Source organism: Lentzea sp. NEAU-D7, assembly GCF_026242055.1.
In the GTDB taxonomy this organism is placed as follows: domain Bacteria; phylum Actinomycetota; class Actinomycetes; order Mycobacteriales; family Pseudonocardiaceae; genus Lentzea.
Genome location: NZ_JAPJDL010000014.1, coordinates 66,574 through 92,093, shown reverse-complemented (window position 1 = coordinate 92,093; position 25,520 = coordinate 66,574). Strand labels below are relative to the sequence as shown.

30 protein-coding genes are annotated in these 25,520 nt (G+C 69.0%); 18 read left to right on the top strand and 12 right to left on the bottom strand.

The window, feature by feature from the left end; translation table 11 throughout:
- The first annotated feature begins 85 nt into the window (after positions 1 to 85).
- The gene (gene ruvC / locus ORI60_RS26460) at positions 86 to 655 is read left to right on the top strand and encodes a crossover junction endodeoxyribonuclease RuvC (protein ID WP_266040685.1); all 570 of its coding nucleotides are present in this window, start codon (positions 86 to 88) and stop codon (positions 653 to 655) included.
- Between the two features lie 88 nt (positions 656 to 743).
- Here the strand turns inward: ruvC and ORI60_RS26455 are convergent, their stop codons facing one another.
- On the bottom strand, positions 744 to 1,022 hold the full coding sequence (locus tag ORI60_RS26455) for a hypothetical protein (protein WP_266040683.1): 279 nt from the start codon (positions 1,020 to 1,022) through the stop codon (positions 744 to 746).
- A gap of 54 nt (positions 1,023 to 1,076) precedes the next feature.
- Here ORI60_RS26455 and ruvA point away from each other — a divergent pair, with 54 nt between their 5' ends.
- The 6 genes from ruvA to ORI60_RS26425 all read left to right on the top strand — a co-directional run bounded on the left by ruvA (position 1,077) and on the right by ORI60_RS26425 (position 6,689).
- Positions 1,077 to 1,658, top strand: coding sequence for a Holliday junction branch migration protein RuvA (gene ruvA, locus ORI60_RS26450; RefSeq protein WP_266040682.1), 582 nt, complete (start codon positions 1,077 to 1,079; stop codon positions 1,656 to 1,658).
- Entirely contained in the window at positions 1,655 to 2,668 is a 1,014-nt protein-coding gene (gene ruvB / locus ORI60_RS26445; protein ID WP_266040681.1) for a Holliday junction branch migration DNA helicase RuvB, read from the top strand. The genes ruvA and ruvB overlap by 4 nt, the downstream gene beginning before the upstream one ends.
- Before the next feature lie 93 nt (positions 2,669 to 2,761).
- Positions 2,762 to 3,106, top strand: coding sequence for a preprotein translocase subunit YajC (yajC, locus tag ORI60_RS26440; protein WP_266040679.1), 345 nt, complete (start codon positions 2,762 to 2,764; stop codon positions 3,104 to 3,106).
- A gap of 130 nt (positions 3,107 to 3,236) precedes the next feature.
- Positions 3,237 to 5,018, top strand: a complete 1,782-nt coding sequence (gene secD / locus ORI60_RS26435; protein WP_266040678.1) for a protein translocase subunit SecD — start codon at positions 3,237 to 3,239, stop codon at positions 5,016 to 5,018.
- A gap of 1 nt (position 5,019) precedes the next feature.
- Positions 5,020 to 6,174, top strand: coding sequence for a protein translocase subunit SecF (secF, locus tag ORI60_RS26430; RefSeq protein WP_266040677.1), 1,155 nt, complete (start codon positions 5,020 to 5,022; stop codon positions 6,172 to 6,174).
- Positions 6,175 to 6,197: 23 nt separating this feature from the next.
- Positions 6,198 to 6,689, top strand: a complete 492-nt coding sequence (locus ORI60_RS26425) for an adenine phosphoribosyltransferase (RefSeq protein WP_266040676.1) — start codon at positions 6,198 to 6,200, stop codon at positions 6,687 to 6,689.
- 58 nt (positions 6,690 to 6,747) lie between these two features.
- Here ORI60_RS26425 and ORI60_RS26420 read toward each other — a convergent pair whose 3' ends face one another.
- The 3 genes from ORI60_RS26420 to ORI60_RS26410 all read right to left on the bottom strand — a co-directional run bounded on the left by ORI60_RS26420 (position 6,748) and on the right by ORI60_RS26410 (position 7,757).
- A complete protein-coding gene (locus tag ORI60_RS26420) occupies positions 6,748 to 7,029 on the bottom strand; it encodes a hypothetical protein (RefSeq protein ID WP_266040675.1) in 282 nt (93 codons plus the stop codon).
- A 12-nt stretch (positions 7,030 to 7,041) separates the two neighbouring features.
- On the bottom strand, positions 7,042 to 7,389 hold the full coding sequence (locus ORI60_RS26415; protein WP_266040673.1) for a hypothetical protein: 348 nt from the start codon (positions 7,387 to 7,389) through the stop codon (positions 7,042 to 7,044).
- 92 nt (positions 7,390 to 7,481) lie between these two features.
- Positions 7,482 to 7,757, bottom strand: coding sequence for a hypothetical protein (locus ORI60_RS26410; protein ID WP_266040671.1), 276 nt, complete (start codon positions 7,755 to 7,757; stop codon positions 7,482 to 7,484).
- Positions 7,758 to 7,949: 192 nt separating this feature from the next.
- On the opposite strand from ORI60_RS26410, the gene ORI60_RS26405 reads away from it, so the two are divergent.
- From ORI60_RS26405 to ORI60_RS26390, 4 genes are all read left to right on the top strand, one after another.
- Positions 7,950 to 9,173, top strand: a complete 1,224-nt coding sequence (locus ORI60_RS26405; RefSeq protein ID WP_323055944.1) for an HNH endonuclease signature motif containing protein — start codon at positions 7,950 to 7,952, stop codon at positions 9,171 to 9,173.
- 66 nt (positions 9,174 to 9,239) lie between these two features.
- The gene (locus ORI60_RS26400) at positions 9,240 to 10,094 is read left to right on the top strand and encodes a helix-turn-helix domain-containing protein (RefSeq protein WP_266040667.1); all 855 of its coding nucleotides are present in this window, start codon (positions 9,240 to 9,242) and stop codon (positions 10,092 to 10,094) included.
- Entirely contained in the window at positions 10,069 to 10,245 is a 177-nt protein-coding gene (locus ORI60_RS26395; protein WP_266040665.1) for a DUF397 domain-containing protein, read from the top strand. The genes ORI60_RS26400 and ORI60_RS26395 overlap by 26 nt, the downstream gene beginning before the upstream one ends.
- A gap of 122 nt (positions 10,246 to 10,367) precedes the next feature.
- Complete coding sequence (locus tag ORI60_RS26390) at positions 10,368 to 12,653, top strand: RelA/SpoT family protein (protein ID WP_416234492.1); 2,286 nt, start codon at positions 10,368 to 10,370, stop codon at positions 12,651 to 12,653.
- 86 nt (positions 12,654 to 12,739) lie between these two features.
- Here the strand turns inward: ORI60_RS26390 and ORI60_RS26385 are convergent, their stop codons facing one another.
- Positions 12,740 to 13,597, bottom strand: coding sequence for a peptidylprolyl isomerase (locus tag ORI60_RS26385; protein ID WP_266040662.1), 858 nt, complete (start codon positions 13,595 to 13,597; stop codon positions 12,740 to 12,742).
- 114 nt (positions 13,598 to 13,711) lie between these two features.
- Between ORI60_RS26385 and ORI60_RS26380 the strand changes: the two genes are divergently transcribed.
- Genes ORI60_RS26380 through ORI60_RS26370 form a run of 3 tightly spaced genes read left to right on the top strand, consistent with a single transcriptional unit; the run spans position 13,712 to position 16,301 of the window.
- Complete coding sequence (locus ORI60_RS26380; protein WP_266040661.1) at positions 13,712 to 14,425, top strand: MBL fold metallo-hydrolase; 714 nt, start codon at positions 13,712 to 13,714, stop codon at positions 14,423 to 14,425.
- Between the two features lie 5 nt (positions 14,426 to 14,430).
- The gene (gene hisS / locus ORI60_RS26375; protein WP_416234491.1) at positions 14,431 to 15,678 is read left to right on the top strand and encodes a histidine--tRNA ligase; all 1,248 of its coding nucleotides are present in this window, start codon (positions 14,431 to 14,433) and stop codon (positions 15,676 to 15,678) included.
- Positions 15,675 to 16,301, top strand: coding sequence for a hypothetical protein (locus ORI60_RS26370; RefSeq protein WP_266040657.1), 627 nt, complete (start codon positions 15,675 to 15,677; stop codon positions 16,299 to 16,301). Before hisS ends, ORI60_RS26370 begins: the two co-directional genes overlap by 4 nt.
- Positions 16,302 to 16,307: 6 nt before the next feature.
- On the opposite strand, the gene ORI60_RS26365 is transcribed toward ORI60_RS26370, so the two are convergent.
- A complete protein-coding gene (locus ORI60_RS26365) occupies positions 16,308 to 17,144 on the bottom strand; it encodes a spermidine synthase (RefSeq protein ID WP_266040656.1) in 837 nt (278 codons plus the stop codon).
- 46 nt (positions 17,145 to 17,190) lie between these two features.
- On the opposite strand from ORI60_RS26365, the gene ORI60_RS26360 reads away from it, so the two are divergent.
- Positions 17,191 to 17,544 carry a DUF1304 domain-containing protein gene (locus ORI60_RS26360; RefSeq protein WP_266040655.1) on the top strand — a complete coding sequence of 118 codons (354 nt, stop codon included), beginning with the start codon at positions 17,191 to 17,193 and terminating at the stop codon, positions 17,542 to 17,544.
- Here the strand turns inward: ORI60_RS26360 and ORI60_RS26355 are convergent.
- The 3 genes from ORI60_RS26355 to pnuC are packed head-to-tail and all read right to left on the bottom strand — an operon-like array spanning position 17,465 to position 20,464.
- Positions 17,465 to 18,796 carry a YibE/F family protein gene (locus ORI60_RS26355; RefSeq protein ID WP_266040845.1) on the bottom strand — a complete coding sequence of 444 codons (1,332 nt, stop codon included), beginning with the start codon at positions 18,794 to 18,796 and terminating at the stop codon, positions 17,465 to 17,467. The two genes, ORI60_RS26360 and ORI60_RS26355, sit on opposite strands and share 80 nt — an antisense overlap.
- A gap of 40 nt (positions 18,797 to 18,836) precedes the next feature.
- Positions 18,837 to 19,898: an AAA family ATPase gene (locus tag ORI60_RS26350; RefSeq protein ID WP_266040654.1), complete on the bottom strand. Its 1,062-nt coding sequence runs from the start codon at positions 19,896 to 19,898 to the stop codon at positions 18,837 to 18,839.
- A complete protein-coding gene (gene pnuC, locus ORI60_RS26345) occupies positions 19,895 to 20,464 on the bottom strand; it encodes a nicotinamide riboside transporter PnuC (RefSeq protein ID WP_266040653.1) in 570 nt (189 codons plus the stop codon). Before pnuC ends, ORI60_RS26350 begins: the two co-directional genes overlap by 4 nt.
- A 45-nt stretch (positions 20,465 to 20,509) precedes the next feature.
- On the opposite strand from pnuC, the gene ORI60_RS26340 reads away from it, so the two are divergent.
- Positions 20,510 to 22,486 (top strand): intein-containing Rv2578c family radical SAM protein, encoded by a 1,977-nt coding sequence (locus ORI60_RS26340; RefSeq protein WP_266040652.1) that lies wholly within the window; start codon positions 20,510 to 20,512, stop codon positions 22,484 to 22,486.
- On the opposite strand, the gene ORI60_RS26335 is transcribed toward ORI60_RS26340, so the two are convergent.
- Genes ORI60_RS26335 through ORI60_RS26325 form a run of 3 tightly spaced genes read right to left on the bottom strand, consistent with a single transcriptional unit; the run spans position 22,473 to position 24,114 of the window.
- Positions 22,473 to 23,000: a DUF4865 family protein gene (locus ORI60_RS26335; protein WP_266040650.1), complete on the bottom strand. Its 528-nt coding sequence runs from the start codon at positions 22,998 to 23,000 to the stop codon at positions 22,473 to 22,475. The two genes, ORI60_RS26340 and ORI60_RS26335, sit on opposite strands and share 14 nt — an antisense overlap.
- 18 nt (positions 23,001 to 23,018) lie before the next feature.
- Positions 23,019 to 23,363 (bottom strand): nuclear transport factor 2 family protein, encoded by a 345-nt coding sequence (locus ORI60_RS26330; protein WP_266040649.1) that lies wholly within the window; start codon positions 23,361 to 23,363, stop codon positions 23,019 to 23,021.
- A gap of 19 nt (positions 23,364 to 23,382) precedes the next feature.
- Positions 23,383 to 24,114, bottom strand: a complete 732-nt coding sequence (locus tag ORI60_RS26325) for a putative protein N(5)-glutamine methyltransferase (RefSeq protein ID WP_266040648.1) — start codon at positions 24,112 to 24,114, stop codon at positions 23,383 to 23,385.
- 126 nt (positions 24,115 to 24,240) lie between these two features.
- Here ORI60_RS26325 and ORI60_RS26320 point away from each other — a divergent pair, with 126 nt between their 5' ends.
- A complete protein-coding gene (locus tag ORI60_RS26320; RefSeq protein ID WP_266040844.1) occupies positions 24,241 to 24,768 on the top strand; it encodes a TetR/AcrR family transcriptional regulator in 528 nt (175 codons plus the stop codon).
- Positions 24,765 to 25,499, top strand: a complete 735-nt coding sequence (locus tag ORI60_RS26315) for a TIGR03084 family metal-binding protein (RefSeq protein WP_266040647.1) — start codon at positions 24,765 to 24,767, stop codon at positions 25,497 to 25,499. Before ORI60_RS26320 ends, ORI60_RS26315 begins: the two co-directional genes overlap by 4 nt.
- Positions 25,500 to 25,520 lie beyond the last annotated feature (21 nt).

The window sequence follows — 25,520 nt, the reverse complement described above, 5'->3', positions numbered from 1 at the left end:
TGTCGAACCGTGTCGGTGACTGTCACCCGCAGGTGCACCGGATATGGTTCGAACTGTTGTTCGTCCTGCGATCCGGGGAGCTGTCGTGCGCGTGTTCGGGGTCGACCCCGGTCTGACCAGGTGCGGCTTCGGCGTGGTGGACGGCGGACCGGGCCGGGTCGTGCGCGCCGTGGCCGTCGATGTCCTGCGCACACCCGTTGACGCTCCGCTGTCCGTGCGCCTGCACGAGCTGTACGACGGCGTCTGTGTGTGGCTGGACCGTTACGAACCACAGGTCGTCGCCATCGAACGAGTCTTCGCGCAGCACAACGTCCGCACCGCGATGGGGGTCGCGCAGGCGTCAGGTGTCGTCGCACTGGCCGCCGCGCAGCGGAACCTGCCGGTCGAGTTCCACACGCCGTCCGAGGTGAAGGCCGCCGTCACGGGATCGGGCCGCGCCGACAAGGCCCAGGTGACCGCCATGGTGACCAAGCTGCTCGGCCTCAAGGTCGCGCCGAAGCCGGCCGACGCGGCGGACGCACTGGCCCTCGCCATCTGCCACCACTGGCGCGCGCCGATGCGCAACAGGCTCGAAGAAGCGCAGGCCCGCGCCGCGGAGCTGGCCCGCGTGCACAAGGCGAAGCTGGCCGAGGCCGCGCGGCGGAGCGGGTCGTGACGGCTTCAGCGCGCGCCGATCGCCGGCGCCCCGGTGTTTCGGCGCCGCACGGACCGTCTTCGCACTCGGTGGCGCACCGGGCGGTGCGTCACGGCATCGCGTCGTCGCCTCTGGTCCCGGTGGCCGGTTCGACCGCGAGGCGCCACGGCACCGCGCCGTTGGCCCCGGCTCCGGTGGCTGGTCCGGCGTCGTCACCCTCGGCTTCGGTGCCTGGTCCGGCCGTGCGGCGCCCCGGCACGCCGCACCCCCCGGCCCCAGCGGCCGGTTCGACCGCGAGCTCACCCCGGCAGCCCCTGAACAGGGCCTGGGCGAGCGCGGCCTCAGCGCACGCCGGAACTGTCGGGGTCGGCTGGAAGAATGAAACCAAGGGGTCCCCTTCGCGAGGGGACGCCTGCGTGAGCGTGAAGTCCGGAGGACACAGGTGATCTCGTCACTGCGCGGCCAGGTGCAGCACGTCGGCCTCGACCACGCCGTCGTCGAGGTGGGCGGCGTCGGGTTCGCCGTCCAGATGACGCCGACCACGCTCGCCACCCTGCGCCGCGGCGAGGAGGCGAGCCTCGCCACCACCCTGATCGTCCGCGAGGACAGCCTCACCCTGTTCGGGTTCGCCGACGCCGAGGCCCGCGAGCTGTTCAGCCTGCTCCAGACCGTCAGCGGCATCGGCCCGCGGATCGCGCTGGCCACCCTCGCCGTCCTCGAACCGGACAAGCTCCGCCACGCGCTCGCCGAGGGCAACATCACCGTGCTCACGCAGGTCCCCGGCATCGGCAAGAAGGGCGCGGAACGCCTCATCATCGAGCTGCGCGACAAGGTCGGCCAGCTGCCCACGCCCACGACGCCCGCGCACAGCCAGACGCGCGACCACGTCGTCGAGGCGCTCCTCGGCCTCGGCTTCCCGGCCAAGTCCGCGGAGGCCGCGGTCGACGGCGTCCTCGCCGCGAACCCCGAGCAGTCCACCTCCGCCGTCCTGCGCCGCGCGCTCGCGACCCTGGGGCGCAAGTGAGCGAGGACGAGCTCAGCCCGTACGTCGCCCCCGCCGAGCGCGACCTCGAGACCAGCCTGCGCCCGGCCGACCTGCACGAGTTCGTCGGCCAGCAACGCGTCCGCGAACAGCTCGAACTCGTCCTGCACGGCGCGATGCGCCGCGGCACGGCCCCGGACCACGTCCTGCTCAGCGGCCCGCCCGGCCTGGGCAAGACCTCCCTCGCCATGATCATCGCGAAGGAGCTCAACTCGGCCATCCGCATCACCAGCGGCCCGGCCCTGGAACGCGCGGGCGACCTCGCCGCGATGCTGTCCAACCTGGTCGAGGGCGACGTGCTGTTCATCGACGAGATCCACCGCATGGCCCGCCCCGCCGAGGAGATGCTCTACCTCGCGATGGAGGACTTCCGCGTCGACGTCGTGGTCGGCAAGGGCCCCGGCGCGACCAGCATCCCGCTCGACATCGCGCCGTTCACGCTGGTCGGAGCCACGACCAGGTCCGGAGCCCTGACCGGCCCGCTGCGCGACCGCTTCGGCTTCACCGGCCACATGGAGTTCTACAGCGCCGACGAGCTCGACCTCATCGTGAAGCGCAGCGCGAAGATTCTCGGCGTCGACATCGCCGTGGACGCCGCCATCGAGATCGCCGGCCGCTCCAGGGGCACGCCCCGCATCGCGAACCGGCTGCTGCGCCGCGTCCGCGACTTCGCCGAGGTCAGGGCCGACGGCAGGGTCACGGAGGAGATCGCCAAGCAGGCGCTCGAGGTCTACGACGTCGACCAGCTCGGCCTCGACCGCCTCGACCGCGCGGTGCTGAACGCCCTGGTCAAGACCTTCAACGGAGGCCCCGTCGGCGTCTCCACCCTCGCGGTCGCCGTCGGTGAGGAACCGACCACCGTGGAAGAGGTGTGCGAACCGTATTTGGTGCGAGCTGGCATGCTGGCCCGGACACCGCGCGGCCGGGTGGCGACACCCGCGGCGTGGTACCACCTGGGACTGGAACCGCCCGCCGGTGATCAACTGTGGTGACCTGGCACAATCGGTGAAAGCACCTGGACATATCGGACGTGCGTCGAGGCATGTCCACTTGATCGGAGAATGATGGGCAACCTTGGCTCTTTGATGTTCCCGTTGCTTCTGGTTCTGCTGGCGGTGCCGCTGTTCCTCAGCGCGCGCAAGCAGAAGCGGGCGATGGCCGAGCAGCAGGCTCTCCAGAACTCGCTCGCGCCCGGTGACAAGGTGATGACGACGTCGGGCCTGTACGGCACCGTCGCCGACGCGAGCCACGAAACCACCATCGACATCGAGATCTCCGAGGGCGTCGTCACCCGCTGGCTGCGCGCCGCGATCCGCGAGAAGGTCGCGGAGACCGACGAGGCCGTGGTCGAGGACAAGGCGGACGACGACGAGGCCGAGGTGACCACCGCACAGGTCGCCGAGCCCTTGGACCACAACGCCAAGAAGTAAAGAACTAATGCCGTGACACCTGGAGTTGGCAACTGTGAACACCGCCAACTCCAGGTAGTGACGCGCAGCTCACGCGGCGCGCGTTACGCTGCGCGCTCGGAAACCATCGCTACTAGGAGACGGACGGATCGTGGCACCTCCGGCCGGGCAAATTCGCCCTGCGAAGTATTTGGCGAGTTTTGTCCTCATCGTGGTCGCGCTCTACGCCCTGGTGTTCTTGACCGGGAACGGTTCGGCCAAACCCAAGCTCGGAATCGACCTCCAGGGCGGCACGCTCGTCACCCTGACGGCTCGGCAGGAAGACGGCGCGCAGCCGAGCGAGGAAGCGCTCAACCGCGCACGTGACCTCATCGAGGTCCGCGTGAACGGTCTCGGCGTCTCCGGTGCCGAGGTCGTGCGGGACGGCAACAACCTGGTGATCACGGTCCCGGGTGCGGACAGCGAAGGCGCGAAGGGCCTCGGCCAGACCGCTCGCCTCGCGTTCCGCAAGGTCATCGGCCAGCCGGTGCCGGCGGGCGCCCCGCCGCAGACCCAGTCGAGCACGCCGCCGTCCGGCACCGCGAGCACGCCTCCGTCGACGCCGCCGAGCCAGAGCGCCGGCAACCCGCCGCCGTCGAGCGGTGCCCCGCAGGGCCGTCCCGCGCCGAACCTGGCCGCGCAGCCCTCCAGCACGCCGCCGTCGAGCAGCACCGCGCCGTCCAGCACCGCGCCGAGCACGCCGTCCGCCCCCTCCAACGTCGACCCCAGGGTCGCGAAGGAGATCCAGGAGGCGAAGGCGCTGCGCCAGTCCACGGACCCGCAGGTCCTGCAGCAGGCCGCGCTCCTGCTCGACTGCTCCAAGCCCGACCCGCTGCGCGGCAACGACGACCTGGACAAGCCTCTCGTCACCTGTGACGAGAAGGGCGAGTTCAAGTACACGCTGGCCCCGGTCAACCCTCCCAAGGAGGACACCCAGACCAAGGCCGACGACTACTCGAACTACTCCCGCCTGACCGGTGAGGACATCAGCAACGCCGCGGCCAACAACAACCCGAACGGCACCGGCTACGTCGTCAACCTCGACTTCAAGTCCGAGGGCGGCACCAAGTGGGGCGCGTTCACCGCGGCCAACGTCCAGCAGGCCGTCGCGGTCGTGCTCGACGGCGAGGTCATGTCCGCGCCGACCATCCAGTCGGCCATCTCCGGTGGCTCCACCGAGATCAGCGGCAAGTTCACGCTGAAGGAAGCCCAGAACCTCGCGAACACGCTGAAGTACGGCGCGCTGCCGCTGTCCTTCGACGCGTCCGAGGCGCAGACGGTCTCCCCGACGCTCGGCCTGCAGTCGCTCAAGGCGGGTCTCATCGCCGGCGGCATCGGCCTCGCGCTGGTCTTCGTCTACTGCATGTTCTACTACCGCCTCCTCGGCATCCTGACGATCCTGTCGCTGGCCCTGTCCGCGGTCGTCATCTACGCCGTGCTGGTCCTGCTCGGCCGCGTCATCGGCTTCACGCTCGACCTCGCCGGCATCGCCGGGTTCATCGTCGCGATCGGTATCACCGCGGACTCGTTCATCGTCTTCTTCGAACGACTGAAGGACGAGGTGCGTGAGGGCCGCACGTTCCGCTCGGCCGTGCCGCGCGCGTGGGTTCGTTCCCGCCGCACGATCCTCTCCGCCGACGCGGTCAGCTTCATCGCCGCCGCCGTGCTGTACGTCATCGCCGTCGGCCAGGTGAAGGGCTTCGCGTTCACCCTGGGCATGTCGACGGTCCTCGACCTCGTGGTCGTGTTCCTCGTGACGCACCCGCTGGTCGCGATGGCGTCGAAGTCCAAGTTCCTGTCCAACTCGAGCCTGTCGGGTCTGGGGGGTGCCGCCCGCGAGGGTGCCGCGCACCGCGCGACCACGACCGGCAAGACCGCCGTGAAGGAGGCCTGACGTGAGCAGCGTGTTCTCGCGCCTCTACGTGGGCAACGGCGCGTTCGACATCGTCGGCAAGCGCACCCGCTGGTACATCACCTCCGGCATCATCCTGCTGGTCTGCATCGGCTCGATGGTGTTCAACGGCTTCAACCTGGGCATCGACTTCAAGGGCGGCACGAAGATCTCGATGCCGTCCGTGTCGGCCAGCGGCCAGCCCATCACGACGGGCGCCGTCGAGGACTCCTACGCGAAGGCACTGCCCGGCAAGAAGCCGAACGCCGTGCAGTCCGTCGGTTCCGGTGCCAGCGCGTCGATCCAGCTCAAGTCGCCCGCGCTGAACATCAACGAGGTCGCGACCCTCAAGGCGGCCTTGGCGCAGGACACCCAGCCGCAGGGCGGTGCCGGCGCGATCTCCGACAGCGCCGTCTCGGCGTCCTGGGGCGGTGAGATCAGCGGCAAGGCCATCTGGGCCCTGTTCTGGTTCTTCGTCGCGGTGACCATCTTCCTGGTGTTCTACTTCGAGTGGCAGATGGCCGTCGGCGCGCTCGTCGCCGTCTTCCACGACGTCATCATCACCGCGGGCGTCTACTCGCTCATCGGCTTCGAGGTGACGCCGGCGACGGTGATCGGTCTGCTCACGATCCTCGGCTTCTCCCTGTACGACACGGTCGTCGTGTTCGACAAGGTCAAGGAGAACACCCGAGGCCTGCTGGGCCTGACCCGCCGCACCTACGCCGAAGCGGCGAACCTGGCGCTCAACCAGACCCTGATGCGCTCGATCAACACCTCGCTGATCGCGCTGCTCCCGGTCATCGGCCTGCTGGTCGTCGGCGTCGGCATCCTGGGCGTCGGCACCCTGCAGGACCTGGCGCTCGTGCAGCTCGTCGGCATGTTCATCGGTGCCCTGTCCTCGATCTTCCTCGCCACCCCGGTGCTGGTGGACCTGAAGATGCGCGACCCGAAGTACATCGCGCAGGCCAGGCGCGTGGCCACCCGCCGCGCCAAGGCCGCGGGCCCGCAGGTCGCCGAGGGCATCGAGTCGGTCGACGACGAGGCGCTCGCCGCCGACCTGCGCAAGGAGGAGGCGTACGCCGCCGCCGCGTCGGTGCCCCACCGCACCGCCAAGGCAGGCGACGCCCGCCGCCGCCCGACCGGAAAGCGTCAGCGTTGAAACTGGATCGTGCTCTGGGACTGATGCGTGAAGTCCCGGACTTCCCCCAGCCGGGGGTCGTCTTCCGGGACTTCACGCCGGTTCTCACCGACCCGGACGCCCTGCGCGCCGTGGTCGACGCTCTGCAGGACAAGATCGACGACAGCACCCAGGTGATCGCCGCCATCGAGTCGCGCGGCTTCCTCCTGGGCGCTGCCCTGGGGTACGGCTGGCGCTACGGCGTCGTGCCGCTGCGCAAGCCGGGCAAGCTCCCGGTCGTCGCCGACTCGGTGTCCTACGCGCTCGAGTACGGCGAGGCCTCGCTGGAGCTCCCCGCGGACGCCATCCAGCCGGGCCAGCGCGTGGTCGTGGTGGACGACGTGCTCGCCACGGGCGGCACCGCCGAAGCCGCGTGCACGCTCGTAGAACGGGCCGGCGGCATCGTGACGGGTGTGTCGGTGGTGCTGGAGATCCAGGCTCTGGGTGGCCGTACGCGGCTCGCGGGCCGCGACGTGCAGGCACTGATGACCGTGTGACGTTCTCAGCGGTGAAGGGGGACGGGGCGCATGCCTCGTCCCCCTTTCTCGTACCGGGTCAGCCCGTGACCGGCACGATGAACCGGTAGGCGACCACGACGGTGATCGCCCACAGGAAGAAGAAGATCGGCAGCCCCAGCAGGATCAGCTGCCAGGCCTTCATGGCACCGTGCCCGACGCGCGTCAGGGCGGCGGAGGCACCGAGCCACGGCACCACCCCGAGCAAGGCCGCGCGGGCACCCTCGTCGCTGCCGTTGGTGACGAGGTTGAGCAGAACGATCGCGGCGTACCAAACGCCTGCGAACGCCAGGCAGTGCCAGATCGGCCGATGTGAGTGCACGCGCCCAGTCTCTCAGCGGACCACTAGCTGGAACGCGACGCCCACGACCACGAAGAGAATCGTGACGAGGAACGACAGCATGAAGTAGAGCGGCAGCGTCAGGAAGATGAGCACCCACGGCTTGACCCTGACCCTCAGCGTGATCAGCCACGTGACGAGCGCCGTGAGCAGCCAGATGATGCCACCGCCGACGAGCGCTCCCCTGAGCACGCGGGCGTCGTAACCGGTCCTCTGCGCGACGATGACCTGGACCGTGATGCTGGCGACGTACCAGACCGCGGCCCCCGCCATGCAGTGCAGGAACGGTGTGCCCCGGCGGGCGACTGGCGCGGGCGGTGGCGGTGGCGGTGCAGGAAACATGAGCGGTCCCCCCAGACCTCGTTCACGTCGAGTGACCGATCATGCCAGCTCCGCGACCGCCAGTCACGGCGATTGCGAACAGAAGTCGCGTTTCAGGCGATCGGCGGCGGCGCCACGAAGGCGGCACCGATGCTCACGAACACCAGCGTGACCAGTGACGCCGGCGCCGTCACGACCGCGATCTCCCACAGCTTCGGCGCCTTCGCGCGGCGCAGCACCAGCCAGCTCAGGGTGGTCGCGACCACCCAGCCGACCGACGAGCCGATGATCGACCGGGGGTCGATGTAGCTCGGGTCGTCGAGGGCGAGGTACGCCATCGTGCCCAGCCACACCAAGGTCATGGCGGCGCACCAGATCAGAGTCCTCACGGTCCGATTCTCCCAGGCGCTCGGCTTGGTCGTTCCGGCACGGGGTCTTGGGTGCGGTTGTTGTGCTTTTCGTGTTTTGTTGCGTGCGTCGTTATTGGTGCGTGCGTTACATCTAGAGAGATGTGCACTAACGGTTCCTATGGCCTTCTGTCCATCCTGTTCACCCGAACGTGTGGGCTTTGACGTGCTTTTATGCTGCGATCTTGCGGTACGGTCGAACGCATGAGCGAACCGGAACTCCGTCTTCTGTCCACCGACGAGCTGCTTGCCGCAGTCGTCGGAGACGTGGCGGAAATTCGCGTTCTTGAGAATCGGATGATGCGGAAGATCGCTGAATTGTCCCGCCGCGGGGCCGCCGCCGAGCTGGGGTACAGGAATGTGGCGCACGTGCTGCGTCACGCCGTGCGCTGGGACCTGCCGACAGCCCGTCGGTGGGTCGCCCGCGCCGAGCTCCTGTCCGGCCCGCTGCTGGAGCTCCCGGTCACTGCCGCGGCGGTGGCGGAGGGGGCTCTCTCGGGCGATCACATCTCGGCGGTGGCCGAGGTGATGAAGGAGTTGCCGCCCGAGGCCGAACGGTCCGTGGTCGAGTTTGCGCTGGCCCACGAGCCCAGCGCGGTGCGGTCGTTCGGCAGGGAGCTGGCGTACCGGCTCTACCAGCGCGACGAGGAGCCGGGCGAGCCCTTGCCCGCGCAGCCTGCCAACCGGCTGCGCATGGAGTGGAAGGGCGCCGAACTGGAGGTGTGGGCGAGGCTCGACAAGATCGCCGGCGCGAAGTTCGAAGCGCTGATCGACCCGCTCGCCGCACCCCGCCCGGCCACTCCCGAAGAGGGCCCCGACGCCCGCTCGCGGGCCGAACGCGAGGGCGACGCCTTCGCCGACCTGATCGACCTCGTGCTGCGCGCCGACTGCCTCCCCGACCACGGAGGCGAGCCGGTGACGCTCACGCTGACGATGGCGTACGCCGACCTGGCCGCCCAGACGGGCTTGGCCACGCTCGACAACCGGGTCCGGGTCCCCGCCCCTCTCGTCCGCCGCCTCGCCTGCAACGCGGGCGTGATCCCGGTGGTCCTGGGCGGCCGCTCCGAACCGATGGACGTGGGCCGCAAGACCAGAACCTTCCCCGCGTCCATCCGCCGCCTGCTGGTCGCCAGAGACCAGGGCTGCACCTTCCCGGGCTGCGACCGCCCGCCCAAGCACTGCGACGCCCACCACGTCAGATTCTGGTCCGAGGGCGGCGAGACGTCGGTCGGCAACGCGGCCCTGCTGTGCCGCCACCACCACACCTTGATCCACCAAAGCGACTGGGAGGTGACGCTCCACGATGGAATCCCGACCTTCATCCCACCGGCCTGGCTCGACCCCGCCCGCGTCCCGAGAACCAACACCAGACTCCGCACCGGCCGCCACGTCGCCTAGCGGCGTACCCGTTTTCATCCGAACGAGCTGGTTCGTGGAGGAGGGGCAATGCCTACCGTCGGACGAATGACTGCGATCACCTCCACCGCCTACAGCCGCGACCTGGGCGACGAACTGCGCCGCCTCCGCGAGAAGTTCACCGGCCTGACCGGCCACGCCTTCGCGGAACAACTCGGCTGGGACCCGAGCAAGGTCTCCAACATCGAGAAGGGCAAGGCGCGCGCGAGCGAGATCGACCTCGTCCAGTACCTGATGACGTGCGGTCGCGACAGCAACCACTTCGAGGCGTTCCGAGAGCGCTACCGCTACGCCTTCGACCCGTACGTGGTGCAGGTGTCGGACAACCTTCGCACGGTCGCCTTGGCGGAGGCCATGGCCCAGAAGATCACCAGCTTCGACGGGATGACCGTGCCCGGCCTCATCCAGACGCCGGAATACGCGCGAGCGCTGTTCACCGAAGGCGGGCACGCCGCGCCGGAGGACATCGAGAAGTTCGTTCAACTGCGGACGGATCGCCAGGCGGTCATGGCGCGTCCCAATCGTCCGGAATGTCTTTTCTACGTCCACGAACTCGCCCTGCGGATCCTCGTGGGCAACGCGCAGATCATGGAGGAGCAGTACCTGCGGATGCTGTTCCACACCCACATCCTTCGCATCATCCCCATGTCAGCCGGCGCCGCCATAGCCACGCGGTCCGCGCGCATGTTGTTCAGCTTCGAAAAGCACACGCCACTGGCTTACAGCGAGACGGATGTGGCCCAGGTGTTCGCACACGACGGCAAAGCCATTGCGAGGAGCCGGGAGTTCTTCAAGTGGTTGGAAGCACACGCTTTGGATGAGGGACAATCGCGGAGCCTGCTGGCGAACTACGTCAGCGGACTGCGAGAGGACTCTCATGACCGCCGAGCGGATCTGGCGTAAGAGCACCTACAGCGGTGACACGGCGAGTGGCTCCTGCGTCGAGGTGTCGCTCTCCGCGGACGCCCGCGTGCGTGATTCGAAGGCTGCCGGCGGTGACGTCCTGGCGTTCTCGGTCTCCGCCTGGCGGGCGTTCGTGGTGAGCGTCGCCTGATCGGCCCAGCGGTAGTTTGCGCGGCGTTCACCGTGTGAGCTGTGCCGCTCAGCGCGCCACCGGAAGTTTCCCCATCGTAAACGCGTTATCCTCGGTACTCGCGAGACCCGAGGAGCGTGGGGTTGAGTCAAGACACCGAACCCGCTGCGACGGTTGTTCAACCGTCGGCGACCCGGCGTGTGCGCGCCCGCCTTGCGCGGCGCATCACCGCCCAACGTGCGGCCCCGGTGAAGCAGGTCCTCGAACCTCTCGCCGCCGTGCACCGTGACCTCCATCCCAAGGCCGATCTGGCGCTTCTGCAGCACGCGTACGACGTTGCCGAGGAGAAGCACCGCCCGCAGCGCCGCAAGTCCGGCGACCCGTACATCACGCATCCGCTCGCCGTGGCGACCATCCTCGCCGAGCTGGGCATGGACACCACGACGCTGGTGGCAGCGCTGCTGCACGACACCGTGGAAGACACCGACTACTCGCTCAACCAGCTCAAGGAGGACTTCGGAGAAGAAGTCGCCCGGCTGGTCGACGGCGTCACGAAGCTCGACAAGGTCAAGCTGGGGGCAGCGGCCGAGGCCGAGACCATCCGCAAGATGGTCATCGCGATGGCGAAGGACCCGCGGGTTCTGGTCATCAAGCTCGCCGACCGGCTGCACAACATGCGCACCATGCGGTTCCTGCCGCCGGAGAAGCAGGCCCGCAAGGCCCGTGAGACGCTCGAAGTGCTCGCGCCGCTCGCCCACCGGCTGGGCATGGCGACGGTCAAGTGGGAGCTGGAGGACCTCGCGTTCGCGATCCTGCAGCCCAAGAAGTACGACGAGATCGTGCGCCTGGTCGCGAAGCGGGCGCCGAGTCGCGACACGTACCTGAGGTCCGTGGTCTCCGAGCTGAACACCCAGCTGGAGAGCGCGCGGATCGTCGCGAAGGTCGAGGGCAGGCCGAAGCACTACTACTCGATCAACCAGAAGATGATCGTCCGCGGCCGGGACTTCGACGACATCCACGACCTCGTGGGCGTCCGGATCCTCGTGGACGAGGTGCGTGACTGCTACGCCGCGATGGGCGTCGTGCACGCCGCCTGGCAGCCGATGCCGGGGCGGTTCAAGGACTACATCGCGCAGCCCCGGTTCGGCGTGTACCAGTCGCTGCACACGACCGTCATCGGTCCCGACGGCAAGCCCCTGGAAGTGCAGATCCGCACCCAGGAGATGCACCAGCGGGCCGAGTACGGCATCGCGGCGCACTGGCGCTACAAGGAGACCAAGGGCACGCACAACGGCAAGTCCGTCGAGATCGACGAGATGGCGTGGATGCGCCAGCTCCTCGACTGGCAGCGGGAAGCCGCGGACCCCGGTGAGTTCTTGGAGGGGCTGCGCTGGGACCTCGCCGCGCGCGAGATCTTCGTGTTCACCCCCAAGGGTGATGTCGAGACGTTGCCGACGGGCTCCACGCCTGTCGACTTCGCCTACTCGGTGCACACCGAGGTCGGTCACCGCTGCATCGGCGCCCGTGTGAACGGTCGTCTCGTCGCTCTGGAGCGCAAGCTCGAGAACGGTGAGGTCGTCGAGATCTTCACCTCCAAGGCGGAGGGTGCGGGCCCGTCCCGCGACTGGCTGAGCTTCGTGGCGTCCCCGCGCGCCAAGGCGAAGATCAAGCAGTGGTTCGCCAAGGAGCGCAAGGAAGAGGCGATCGAGCAGGGCAAGGACGCGATCACCAAGGAGGTCCGGCGTGTCGGGCTTCCGATCCAGCGCCTGGTCAGCGTCGACTCGATGCAGGCCCTTGCGAAGGAACTGCACTACCCGGACATGAGCGCGCTGTACGCGGCGGTCGGCGAGGGGCACACCTCGGCCCGCCACGTCGTGCAACGGCTCGTCGCGCAGCTCGGCGGTGTCGACCACGCCGAGGAGGAGCTGGCCGACCGCGCCACCCCGTCCACGGTCACCCGGCGCCGCCCCACCGGCGACGCGGGCGTGATCGTCAAGGACGCGGGCGACGTGTGGGTCAAGCTCGCCCGTTGCTGCACTCCGGTGCCGGGCGACGACATCCTCGGCTTCGTCACGCGCGGTGGCGGCGTGTCGGTGCACCGCACCGACTGCACGAACGCGGAGGAGCTGCTGAAGTCGCCGGAACGGCTCCTCGACGTCGAGTGGGCGCCGTCGGCCTCCAGCGTCTTCCTGGTCGCCATCCAGGTGGAGGCGCTCGACCGGCACCGCCTGCTCTCGGACGTCACGAAGGTGCTGGCCGACGAGCGCGTGAACATCCTGTCGGCGTCGGTGACGACGTCGCGCGACAGGGTGGCCGTCAGCCGGTTCTCGTTCGAGATGGGCGACCCGAAGCACCTCGGCCACGTCCTGAAGGCCGTGCGCGGCATTGAGGGCGTCTACGACGTGTACCGCGTGACGTCAGCCTCCTGAGGCAGTGACGCGGAGGCAGTGATGCAGAACGGCCCCGGAGCAACCGCTCCGGGGCCGTTTCGCTGGACGGCGTCAGTCTGGCAGCGTCAGTTCGCGACCAGCGCCGACTTGATGTCGACCGGGGTCTTCGGCTTGCCGTCGCCCTGGCCGGGCTGCTGGGAGATCGTGCCGGTCTTGGCGACCTCGTCGACCTTCTTCAGCGACTCCTCGTCGACCGTGCCGAAGACGTTGTACTTCGCCTGCAGGTTCGAGGCGTCGCCGTAGACGATGAAGAACTGCGAGCCGTTGGTGTCGGGGCCCGAGTTCGCCATGGCGAGCACGCCGCGACCGTAGGTGAGCTCCGGGTAGACCTCGTCCTTGAACGAGTAGCCGGGGCCGCCCATGCCGTTGCCGCCGGGGTCGCCGCACTGCAGGACCTGGATGCCGGTCACGGTGAGGCGGTGGCAGGTCGTGTTGTCGAAGTACTTCTGCTTCGCCAGCTCCACGAAGTTGTGGACGGTGCACGGCGCGAGCGAGCGGTCCAGGTTCAGCTTCAGGTCACCGATGGAGGTGCCGAGCGTGACGCCGACGGTGCCGGTGGTGGGCTGCTCGCCGTTCGCGGGAGGAGTGTTCTCCTTGGCCGCCGGCTCCTGGCCCTTCGTGTATTCACAATTCACCTTCGCGGGAAGCGCGGTGGGGCGCTTCGCGATCTGGTGCATCGCGGTGGGGATGTTCTCCGCCTTGTCCACCGACTCCTGGGTGGGAGTCTCCGACGCGGCGGCGTCACCATTGCCGAAGACGTCGTTAGTCGCGAGGAACCACACGCCACCTCCGACGAGCGCAACAACGACGACCGTCGAGACGACGGCGATGATACGACGCTTCTTGGCCCGCTCGTGGCGGTAGACCATCTGACGCTCAAGCTTGCGCTTGGCTGCCGCGCGTCGCTGCTCGTTGGTGGGCACGTGCTCCCTCCCCAGGGACTCATGCGAATAGGGCGGTCGGCTCGGGAGTCTAGGGCCTGGGCATATGAGCTTTGTGTGGTGGTTAGGCTGTCGTTGAACAGGGAGGTCATTTTCGTGCTCGTGATCGGGTTCCCGACTGGTGCGCTCCAGGCGAACTGCTTCGTCCTGGCGGCCGGTGAGGGCGAGCCCTGCGTGATCATCGATCCCGGTCAGGACGCGGTCGAGCCGATCGAGCAGGCCCTGCGCCAGCACCGTCTCGCGCCTGTCGCCGTGCTGCTCACGCACGGGCACTTCGACCACACGTTCTCCGTGACCCCCGTCTGCGACGGCAACGACATTCCCGCGTACATCCACCCCGACGACGTGGAGATGCTCGCCGACCCGTTGAAGGGCATCAGCCGCGAGTCCGCCGCGTTCTTCGGGGGCAACCTGGAGATGCGGGAGCCGTCGGAGGTCCGCGAGCTGGCCGACGGTGCCGCGCTCGACCTCGCCGGTCTGCAGATCACCGTCGACCACACGCCGGGCCATACCGGCGGGTCGGTGATGTTCCGATCCGGTGTGCAGGAAGGCGGTCGCCTGGTGATCTCGGGTGACACGCTCTTCGCCGGTTCCATCGGACGCACCGACCTGCCCGGCGGTGACCACTCCCGGATGCTGTCGTCTCTGCAGAACAAGGTCATGACCTTGCCCGACGACACGGTGGTGCTGCCCGGCCACGGCCCGACGACGACCATAGGCCGCGAACGAGCGACGAACCCGTACCTGCTCCAGCTGCAGGACGCTGTTCAGACGAACGACGCGCCGGCCGCCCCGCACCGAGGACTTTGAGAGACGTGTTTTCCGCACCCAAAGGCGTTCCCGACTACATCCCGCCGACGTCCGCCGCGTTCGCGCACGTCCGGTCGACGCTGACCCGTGCCGCCGAGCTCGCGGGCTACGGCTACATCGAGCTGCCCGTCTTCGAGGACACGGCGTTGTTCTCGCGCGGTGTCGGCGAGTCGACCGATGTCGTGACGAAGGAGATGTACACCTTCCTCGACCGAGGTGACCGCTCCATCACCCTGCGCCCCGAGGGCACCGCGGGCGTGATGCGGGCCGTGATCGAGCACAGCCTCGACCGGGGCTCGTTGCCGGCGAAGCTCTACTACGCGGGCCAGTTCTTCCGCGCGGAGGCTCCGCAGGCCGGCCGGTACCGGCAGTTCCACCAGGTCGGCATCGAGGCGATCGGCATCGACGACCCGGCGCTGGACGCCGAGGTCATCGCGGTCGGCGACGCGGGGTTCCGCGCGATCGGCCTCACGGGCTACCGCCTGGAGCTCACGTCGCTGGGCGACGCGAACTGCCGTCCCGCGTACCGCGCGCTGCTGCAGGAGTTCCTGGCGAAGCTGCCGCTCGACGAGGCGACGCGGACGCGGGCCGAGCTGAACCCGCTGCGCGTGCTGGACGACAAGCGCCCCGAGGTGCGTGCGCTGGTCGCCGAGGCGCCGCTGATGGTGGACCACCTGTGTGACGCGTGCCGTGAGCACTACGAGCTCGTCAAGGGGTACTTGACCGAGCTGGGTGTGAAGTTCGTCGAGAATCCGCGCATGGTCCGCGGTCTCGACTACTACACGAAGACGACGTTCGAGTTCGTCCACGACGGGCTCGGCGCCCAGTCGGGCATCGGCGGCGGTGGTCGTTACGACGGCCTGATGGCGCAGCTCGGCGGTCAGGAGCTGTCCGGTGTCGGCTTCGGTCTCGGCGTCGACCGCGCGCTGCTCGCGGCGCAGGCCGAGGGCGTGCTGCCGGAGTTCAGCCGGGTCGACGTGATCGGTGTGCCGCTGGGCGAGGCCGCGCGGGCGCGCCTGGTCGCGATCGCCGGTGAGCTGCGTGCCGCGGGCGTGCGGACCGACCTCGTCTACGGAGGCCGTTCGATGAAGGCGGGCTTCAAGGCCGCCGACAAGTCGGGCGCGAAGCTGGCGCTGGTGCTCGGTGAGCGCGACCTGGAGGCGGGCAACATCGGCGTCAAGACACTCGCGACCGGCGAGCAGGTCACGGTGCCGCTGGCGGACGTGGTCGAAGAGGTGCGGAAGGCGCTGTGAGCGACGACAAGCTCGTTCTCGACCTGCTCGACAAGGCGACGGTCCGCAAGCGTGCGCGCATGGTGGCGATCGGCGGCATCATGGTCGCCCTCGCCTTCGGCGCGATCGTGGGGCTGATCGGTGGCCGCTGGCCCGGTGTCATCGCCGGGGCGATTGTGGCGGTGCCGGTGATCCTGCTGGCGATGTCCGAGGCGCGCCGCACGGTGTGGCTGGAGGGCACGACCGTGCACGTGCGGGCGTTCGGCACGCGCAAGGTCGACCTGGCGGTGGCGGACGGTCTGGACCTGCTGGTCACGGACCTGCGCGGTGCGCGGACCGTCGGCCTGTTCGTGCGGGGCGGCAAGAAGGCGATCAACATCGCCTTGTCGATGTACGCGGGAACGGGCGGCCGCGAGCTGGGGGTCTACCAGCTGCGCCGGCTCGCTGACGCGCTGGCCGCACGCGGTGACACGCCGGGCTTGGTGTTCTCGGAGCTGCTCGTCGCCCAGCTGCGCTCCGAGGCGCGCGGCATGGCGGCGGCGGAACGGCCGCTGTACCGGCTGGGCTCGCTGGCGCCGGCCGGGCGGATGGCGCAGAAGCTCCACCCGGACGCGGTCTCGAAGTTCGTCACGTCGCTGGACTGACCCGGCTCAGGTGCCCCAGAGGCCTGAGGGCGGGGCGGGGGAGAGGGTCGCGGTCGCGTCGGTGGTGACGGGTGCGCCACCGATGAACTTCGTCAGCCCCGTCCCGTGCTCCACCCGACCGGGGAACGGGTCCCCGGCCGTCGCGCGGGTCAGCTGCTGCATCGGCAGGCCGTTGTGCGAGGCCATGATCACGAAGTTGCCGAAGCGCCTGCCGCGGAACACGCCCGGTTCGGCCATCACGCAGACGTGTTCGAACACCGAGCGCACGGTCGCGCACTGGGCGCGGGCGAACTGCAGGCCGTTGCCGTCGCCGATGTTCGCCGCGTAGATGCCGTCGCCGGCCAGCGCGGCCGACGCCTGTTGCACGAACTCGACCGACGTGAGGTGCGCGGGCGTGCGGGCTCCGGCGAAGCAGTCGGTGACGATCAGGTCGAACGAGCCGGGCCGCGCCTTGACGAGCACGGCGCGGGCGTCGCCTGTGGTGATCTTCACCCGAGGGGGTGGCGGGAGCTCGCGGCGGATGAACGCGATCAGCCCCGCGTCGATCTCGGCCACCTGCTGAGACGCTCGAGGGAGTAGATCGGCCACGTAGCGCGCTAGCGTGAGAGCGCCACCACCGAGGTGGAGCACACGCGAGGGCGCGGTGAGATCGACGATGTGACCCAGCCGGCGGACGTACTCGAACTCCAGGTAGGTCGGGTCGTCGAGGTCCACATGGGACTGTGGGGTTCCGTTGACCCGCAACGTCCAGGAGTTCCGTCCACCGAGATCGGGGACCAGTTCGGCGACGCCGGAGTCGATCGACTCGGTGATCGCCTCTGTGTCGGGCCGCTGTCTTCCCACTGCTCTATTGTCTCATCGCGTGTGTCAGCTCTGAGGAGGAACCCAAGTGCAGGTCATCGCCAACGTTCTGCTCGCCCTCGTGGCGTTGATCCACCTCTACATCGTGGTGCTGGAGATGTTCCTCTGGACGACGCCGCGCGGTCAGAAGGCCTTCGGTCTCACGCCTGAGTTCGCGCAGGAGTCGAAGGCCCTCGCGGCGAACCAGGGTCTCTACAACGGGTTCCTCGCAGCCGGTCTGATCTACGCGCTGGTCCGTCAGGACTTCGGCGCGTCCGTGCTGTTCACGGTGTTCGTGATCGTCGCGGGCGTCTACGGCACGTTCACGGCGAGCCGGAAGATCTTCTTCGTGCAGGTGGTGCCGGGCGTGCTGACGCTGCTCTTCGTGCTCTTGGCCCACTAGGACGTTCCCACGGCCCCTTGTCGGGGTCGTAGCCGGTGAAGAGGTCGCCTTCGATGCGCGCGGGCCGTGGCTTCTCGGGTTTCACGGGCCTCGCGGCACGCTTCACGGTCTTCGGTTCGGGCTCAGGCTCGGGTTCGGGGTCCGGTGCGGCGATGGGGGCGACCTCCTGGCGCACCGCGACCAGGGCGGCCAGGGCGGTGGTCACGGGGATGGCCGCCACCAGGCCGATGCTGCCCACGAGCGTGCGGACGATCTCCTGCGCGATCTGCTGTGCCGTCAGGATCTCGCCCATCGACCGCCCGGCCAGCGAGATCGCCAGCAGCAACGGCAGCGCGGCACCGGCGTAGGCCATCACGAGCGTGTTCACGACGGACGACATGTGGTCGCGCCCGATCCGCGAGCCCGCCGCGAAGAGCTCGCGCCACGTCAGCTTGTCGTTGGCCCGGCGAAGCTCCCACACCGCGCTCGTCTGGGTGACCGTCACGTCGTCCAGCACGCCCAGCGCGCCGATCAGCGTGCCCGCGAGCAGCAGTCCGCGGGTGTCGATGTCGGTGCCGAGGAGCGTGACGAGGTTCGTCGTGTCCTCGTCCAGGCCGGTCAGCTTCGACACGGCCGAGAACAGCGCGCCCAGCACGCCGATCAGCGCGAGGCTGACCAGGGTTCCGAGCACCGCTGTCGACGTGCGCGCCGATATGCCGTGCGTCAGGTACAGCACCATGAACATGATCAGCCCGGCGCCGACCACGGCGACCATCAACGGGTTCTCGCCCGCGAGGATCGACGGCATCACGAACAGCACCAGCACCACGAAGCTCAGCAGCAACGCGCCCAGGGCGGCGAGTCCCTGCCATCGGCCGAGCAGCAGCACGGCGGCCGCGAACAGCAGCGCCAGCACGGCGAGCGACCAGCCGCGCTGGAAGTCGACGATCTGGTACGACTCGGCGGCCTGCGGCTGGCTGCCCGCGTAGGACAGCACCACCTCGTCGCCGATGTCGAAGCTCGGCGCTCCGGGGCCCTTCACGCTCGGGATCGTGATGCTCTGCCCGCTCGCGGCACCGTCGGTCATCCGCACGGTCACCGCGACGCACTTCTCACCGCAGTTCGCGGCCACGCCGGTGACGACGGCCTGGACCGGCGTCTGGTGCAGGCCGATCTCCGCGCCGGTCTTCTGCTCGTGCCCGAACGGGTACAGCAGTGCCGCGCCGACGACGGTGGCCAGCGCCAATGGCACCAGCAGCCACATCAGCAACATGCGCACGCGCTGCGATGCCGGTTCCTCGTTCAGCGCATGGCTATGCCCGTGACCGTGACCCACGCGCGACATCCTGCCCCATGAGATGTTCGACCGCCGTTACGGCCGTTGCGAACCTGTCCTCGGTGAGCTTCAGCCACGGCACACCGCGCTGCGCGAGCTCGCGTTCGAACAGGCCCGTCATCCACTCCCGCAGGTGCTCGCCGTCACGCCAGCCGTCCTGTTCGAACGGAACGCCGGCGTGATCGGTCAGCAGGTACAGGTCCGGTGTGGAGCCCAGGGGGAGCTCCGGCCGGAAACCGAGGTAGCGCTCGCCCCAGACGGTCGCGGCGAACGCGTCGTTGTCCGCGACGACCAGGGGCGCGGTCTCGGCCTGGATGCGGCGTTCCTGCTCGTGCGCAACGTCTTCGAAGTCGCCCAGGGTCCACACCAGACCGTCCACCGTGGCGTCCGGGTCGAACGCGCGTGCGGCCGTGAGCTTGTGCTCGGTGTGCTCGCGGCCGTACTCGGGGATCCAGGGCGCGCCGAAGTGGGCTGCCAGCTGCGTCGACAGCGTGGTCGTGCCGGTGCTCTCCGCGCCGACGACCACGACCTTCCAGCCCAGGCCGCGCTGGGTCGCGGGCGCGAGGTGGTGCCAGTTCGCGACGGGATCGGTGCGCACCGCCGTGCCGGACACCCGGTGCGTGAGGCGGTCGAGGTCGACGAGGACGTGCTGCGCGCCGAGCCGCCGGGCCAGTTCGTCGCCGTACTTCTCGCTGGAGAACACGGCGTCGACGCGTGCCGCGCCCGGCTGGCCGTCCGCGATCGCCCGCCGGCCCAGGACCGCGCGGGTCAGTTCGACGTGCAGGTTCCAGACCTCGTCGGAGTCGAAGTCCATCGGGTGGTCGTCGAGGTCGCCGATGACGCGGACACCGGGCGTGTCGCGGTGGGTCTCGGTCAGCCAGCGCACGCGGTGTTCGAGGGGGATCGTCTCGTGCGAGGCCGCCAGCACCGTGACGGTCGTGCGTTCGCTGCGCGCGGCCGCCGTCTCGATGAGGTGGTGGTGGCCGTTGTGCGGTGGGTAGAACTTGCCGAGCACGAGCGCGTGGCCGAACTCCTTCACGCGGGCACCTCGTTCTTGATGTCCTTGGTCCAGTTCCGCAACCCGATCACGCACAGCACCATGAACCCCACGTACAACACCGCTGTCAGATAAAGCTCCTTGTACGCGTAGAGCGGCACGTAGATCACGTCCGCGGCGATCCACAGCCACCAGCACTCGACCTTCTTGCGCGCCTGGCCCCACGTGGCGAGCAGCGACAGCACCGTCGTGATGGCGTCCCAGAAGGGCACGGTCGACTCGGTGAACGTCACGAGGACCCAGTGCAGCAGGCCGGTGCCGAGCACACCGGCGACCGCGAGCCACAGCCACTGGGCGCCGGTGGTGCGGCTGACGTGCAACGCGCTGTGCTGCTCGCCGCCGCGCACCCACGCCCACCAGCCGTAGACCGCGAGTGCCATGTAGACGATCTGCAGGCCGGAGTCGGCGTAGAGACCGCTGCCCCAGAACAGCACGAGGAACGCGATGTTGTTGGCGATCCCGATGGGCCAGTTCCAGGGGTTCTGCCGGGCGACCAGCCACACGCACAGTGCGCCGGTGACGAAGCCTGCTACCTCAACGGGTGACACGGGGACTCCTTGACCGCTGTTCGAACATGTGTTCGAATCGACGGTGTGCGATGGGACGGACAGAAACTCGAGGCAGAGCCGCAGCAGGCGCTACCGGGGCTACCGGGACTGGTGCGCAGCGTACGAACTCCTGAGTTCGCGGACGTGGTGTTCCACGAGGTCCGCGCCAAATCCGTGCTCAACGGGGTACCGGGTTCGTCGCTGCCGTTCTCGTGGACGGTGAACCCGTATCGCGGCTGCTCACACGCCTGCACCTACTGCCTGGCCGGGGACACGCCGATCCTCATGGGCAACGGTCGCACGAAACCGCTGTCCGAGTTGCGCGAAGGCGACGAGATCTACGGCACCGAGCTCGTCGGCAACTACCGGCGCTACAAGCTCACGACCGTTCTCGCCCACTGGGAGACGCGCAAGACCGCGTACCGGCTGACGCTGGAGGACGGCACGACCGTCGTCGCGTCCGGCGATCACCGGTTCCTCACCGACCGCGGCTGGAAGCACGTGACGGGCGAGACGGCGGGCGTCGGCCGGCGTCCGCACCTCACGACCGGCAACAAGCTGATGGGCACGGGGGCGTTCGTCGAGCAGCCCTCCGTGACCGACGACTACCGCCGTGGCTACCTGCGCGGCATGGTCGACGACGAGACCGAGTTCCACATCCCCCTGGCCGACATCGAGGCCATGGAGCGCACACAGGAGTATCTCGACTACTTCGGTGTGCGAGAAGGGAGGGGATTTCTGCACCAAGTGCGCGAGCTCGCGCACTGGCAGATAGCCCCGAACCCCGACTGGCTCAAGGGATTCCTGGCCGGCGCGTTCGACTACCTCGGGACCTGCTCGCGCAGCATCCTGCGGATGTCGACGCGCAACACCACCGTGCTGGAAGCGATCTGCCTGGCGCTCAAGCACTTCCACTTCGACTTCGCGATCGAGGAACTGCGCCGCCGGCGCGGCGTGCGGGTCGTGCGGCTGCGCGGAGGGCTGCGCGAGAACTTGCGCTTCTTCCACACCGTCGACCCGGCGATCACCCGCAAGCGCGACATCGACGGCGTGGCGATCAAGTCGAAGCAGCCGCTGGGTGTCGTGTCCGTGGAACCGCTGGGGGAGATGACCCTCTACGACATCTCGACCGGCACCGCGGACTTCATCGCGAACGGGATCGTGTCCCACAACTGCTTCGCCCGCAAGACGCACTCCTATTTGGACCTCGACACCGGCAAGGACTTCGACAACCAGCTGATCGTCAAGGTCAACGCGGGGGAGGTGCTGTCGCGCCAGCTGCGGTCCACGCGCTGGAAGCAGGAGCACGTGGCGCTGGGCACCAACACCGATCCGTACCAGCGGGCGGAGGGGCGGTACGCCTTGATGCCAGGGATCATCGAGGCGCTGACCGCCTCCCGCACGCCCTTCTCGATCCTCACGAAGGGCACGCTGCTGGCACGTGATCTGCCGTTGCTGACGGCGGCCGCCGAGGTCGTGCCGGTCGGGATCGCGGTGTCGCTCGCGTTGATGGACCGGGACCTGCACAAGTCGCTGGAGCCCGGCACGCCGACGCCCGCCGCCCGGCTCGACCTGGTGCGGAAGGTGCGGGAGGCGGGCCTGCCGTGCGGGGTGTTCGTGGCGCCGGTGCTGCCGGAGCTGACGGATTCCGTGGAGCAGCTGGACTTCCTGCTGGAGCAGATCGCGGCCGCCGGCGCGACCGGTGTGACCGTGCTGCCGCTGCACCTGCGTCCCGGTGCGAAGGAGTGGTTTGCGGCCTGGCTCCGCCGCGAGCACCCGGACCTCGTCGAGACGTACCGGTACCTGTACGGCAACCGGTCCTATGTGGACAAGCGGTATCGCGCCCGGCTCGCGGCGCGCGTGGTCCCGCTGATCGAGAAGCACGGGCTGGCACCGCGGGGCCGGTCCGCCGACGCCGTCACCGGTGTGCCCGGCGACGACGACGGCGTGTGGCCCGACGGCAGCCTGCCGGTGGGTGTGCCGGCACCGCGCGTCGATCAGGAACAGCTCACCCTGCTGTGATCTCTTCGAGCCCCGGCTCGGAGAAGTGGAGGACTTCGTAGGCACCCTCTTCCCCGGGGTGTTCCTCCCAGAGTTCGAAGCGCACGACTTCCCACGTGCGCGGATCCACGCCCGCGACCGCCGAGTGCAGGCCGGGCGCCTTCTCCAGTCCGATCTCCGCCACCGCGTCGATCGGGTTCGCCTCGGGTGCGAGCCTGGTGATCCGGCGCGTCGCGAACCTCGCCGCCGCCGCGTCGCCCCTGACGAACGCCACGCCCGGCCAGTGCCGCACGACCGGCCGGCCGAAGTCGGCGAGAATCCCCTGGAAGCCGCCGCCCCGGTAGAGGAAGTTCGCCATGCCGGCCGAGGTGTTCCACACGTAGAACGGCGCGTACTGCGTGTCGCGGACCAGATATGCCTTGAAACCCAGGCCCTCGAACTCGTCGAGCGCGTGACCGCGGGTGCGGACGCGTTCGCGGATGATCTCCATGTCGTAGTTCGAGGGCAGCCGGATCTCGTACTGCATTGCGATCATGCTTCTGTTGTACCCGCGCTACGCCCAGCCGCCCTGCGCCATCGTCTGGAACTTCCACTCGCCGCCGACCTTCGTGAGCAGGTCGCCGTAGCGCACGGTGATCCCGTTGATCGTGCCGTCGGTGATCACGAACACCAGGTTGTCGTTGATGAAGTGCGGGGTCCTGGTGGACTCCATCTGCACCTCGCCGCCGAGCTGGGCTCCCATCTCCTTCAGGAACGTCTCGCGGTCCCACGACGTGGCCGAGCCGTCGGTGACCGTGTTGACCGGGAACAGGGCCATGTCGGCCATCGCCTCGACGTCGCCCTTGACCGCGAGCTCGTCCCACCGCGCAAACCACTGCATGATCTCGTCGTACGCCATACCGTACATTGTACGGAACTTAGCGCCTGCCGACCACCGCATTTGTGTCTTCGCTGGTCACGACCTTGGCATCGAGTCCGGCGGCGGTGAACGCGGCGAGCGCGGCCGGTGCCTGGCGTGCACTGGTCTCGCTCAGCAGGTGGCCGCCGGGCCGCAGCCAGGCCACCGCCTGGGCCGCCACGCGGCGCAGGACCTCGAGGCCGTCCTCGCCGCCGTCGAGCGCCACCCGTGCCTCGTGGTCGCGGGCTTCCGGTGGCATGAACCGGATGTCGCCGGTCGGCACGTACGGGACGTTGGCGACCACGACGTCGATGGCGCCCTTCAGGTGTGCGGGGAGGGCGTCGAACAGGTCGCCTTCGAACACGTTCGTGAGGTTCTTGCGCGCGCACGCCACGGCCACTGGGTCGATGTCGGCGGCGTAGACCACGGCGTCCGGCAGCCGGTGCTGCAGGACCGCGCCCACCGCGCCGGAGCCGCAGCACAGGTCCACGACGGTGGCGGGCTTCAGGTCGGTGGCGAGGTCCACCAGTAGCTCGGTGCGGTGGCGGGGGACGAAGACGCCCCTGGTGACCACGATCCGCTGCCCGCAGAACAGCGCCCAGCCGACGGCGTGCTCCAGCGGCAGGCCGTCGACCCGTTGCCTGACCAGGTCTTCGAGGTGCTCGGCGTCGCGAGCGGCTTCTTGCAGCAGTGCGGCCTCTTCTTCGGCGAAAACACAGCCGGCGGCCCGCAGTCGTTCCACGATGCTCATCGCCCGCGGACGCTAGCAGCGCTATTTACAAGCAGTCTTGACTGTTTGTTTGTTCGCCGGAACACTCGGGGCGTGGAGACGAGGCAGCGCCAGGCCGACCGCACGCGCGAGACGAAGCGGAAGCTGATGGAGGCGACCGTCGAGTGTCTGGTGGAACGCGGCTGGTCAGGCACCACGACGACCGAGGTGGCCGAACGGGCGGGCGTGTCGCGCGGCGCGCAGCTGCACCACTTCCGCACGCGCGGTGAGCTGGTCGCGGCGGCCGTGGAGCACGTGGGCGCGGAGAGCGTCGAGGTGCTCAAGCGGCGCGCGGTGATCGCCGCGAAGAGCACGCACGCCGTGGTGGAGCTGATCGCGGACTTCCACGCCAGCGACCTGTTCACCGCGGCCCTCGAGCTGTGGGTGGCCGCGCGCACCGACCCGGAGCTGCGCGAGCAGGTGCTGGAGCTGCAGGCACGCCTGGGTCGCGAGGTGTACGGGCTGGCCCTGGAACTGCTCGACGTGGACGACTCGAAGCCGGGGGTGAGGGACGCGGTGCAGGCAACGCTCGATCTTGTGCGCGGGCTGGCGCTCGCCAACCAGCTCGCCGACGACGCCAAGCGCCGGGCGCACGTCGTGCGCTACTGGGCGCGGATGCTGGAGGAACAGCTGTGATCACGGAACTGCTGGCCGATCTCGACGCCGAGTCGCGCTCGCTGGACGAGATCGTCGCGGAGGTGGACGACTGGTCGGTGCCCACGCCCGCGGAGGGCTGGACCGTGGCGCACCAGATCGGCCATCTCATGTGGACGGACAAGGCGTCGATCCTCGCCATCACCGACCCCGAGGCGTTCCAGGCGCAGCCGCTGACCGCCGACATCGTCGACCGCACCGCGGCGGAGGCGGCGGCGTCGCCGAACCTGCTGGAGCTGTGGCGGGACAGCCGCAAGTCGTTGCTGGAGCACCTCGCCCAGGCTTCCGGGAAGATCCTGTGGTTCGGGCCGCCGATGAGCCCGGCGTCGATGGCCACCGCGCGGATCATGGAGACCTGGGCTCACGGGCAGGACGTGGCGGACGCGCTCGGGGTGGTGCGGGAGCCCACCGCGCGCATCAGGCACGTGTGCCACATCGGCGTGCGGACGATCGGGTTCGCCTTCCTGCTCAACGGGCTGGCGGTGCCGACGGACGAGGTCCGCGTCGAGCTGACCGGCCCCGGCGGCGAGTCGTGGACGTGGGGGCCGGAGGACGCCGAGAACCGGATCTCCGGGCCGGCACTGGACTTCGCGTGGCTGGTGACGCAGCGCCGCAACCGCAAGGACCTCGCGATCGAGGCTTCCGGACCGGTGGCGCAGGAGTGGGTGCCGATCGCGCAGGCGTTCGCGGGGCCGCCCGGAGGTGGCCGTTGATCAGGATCGGCAACGCGTCCG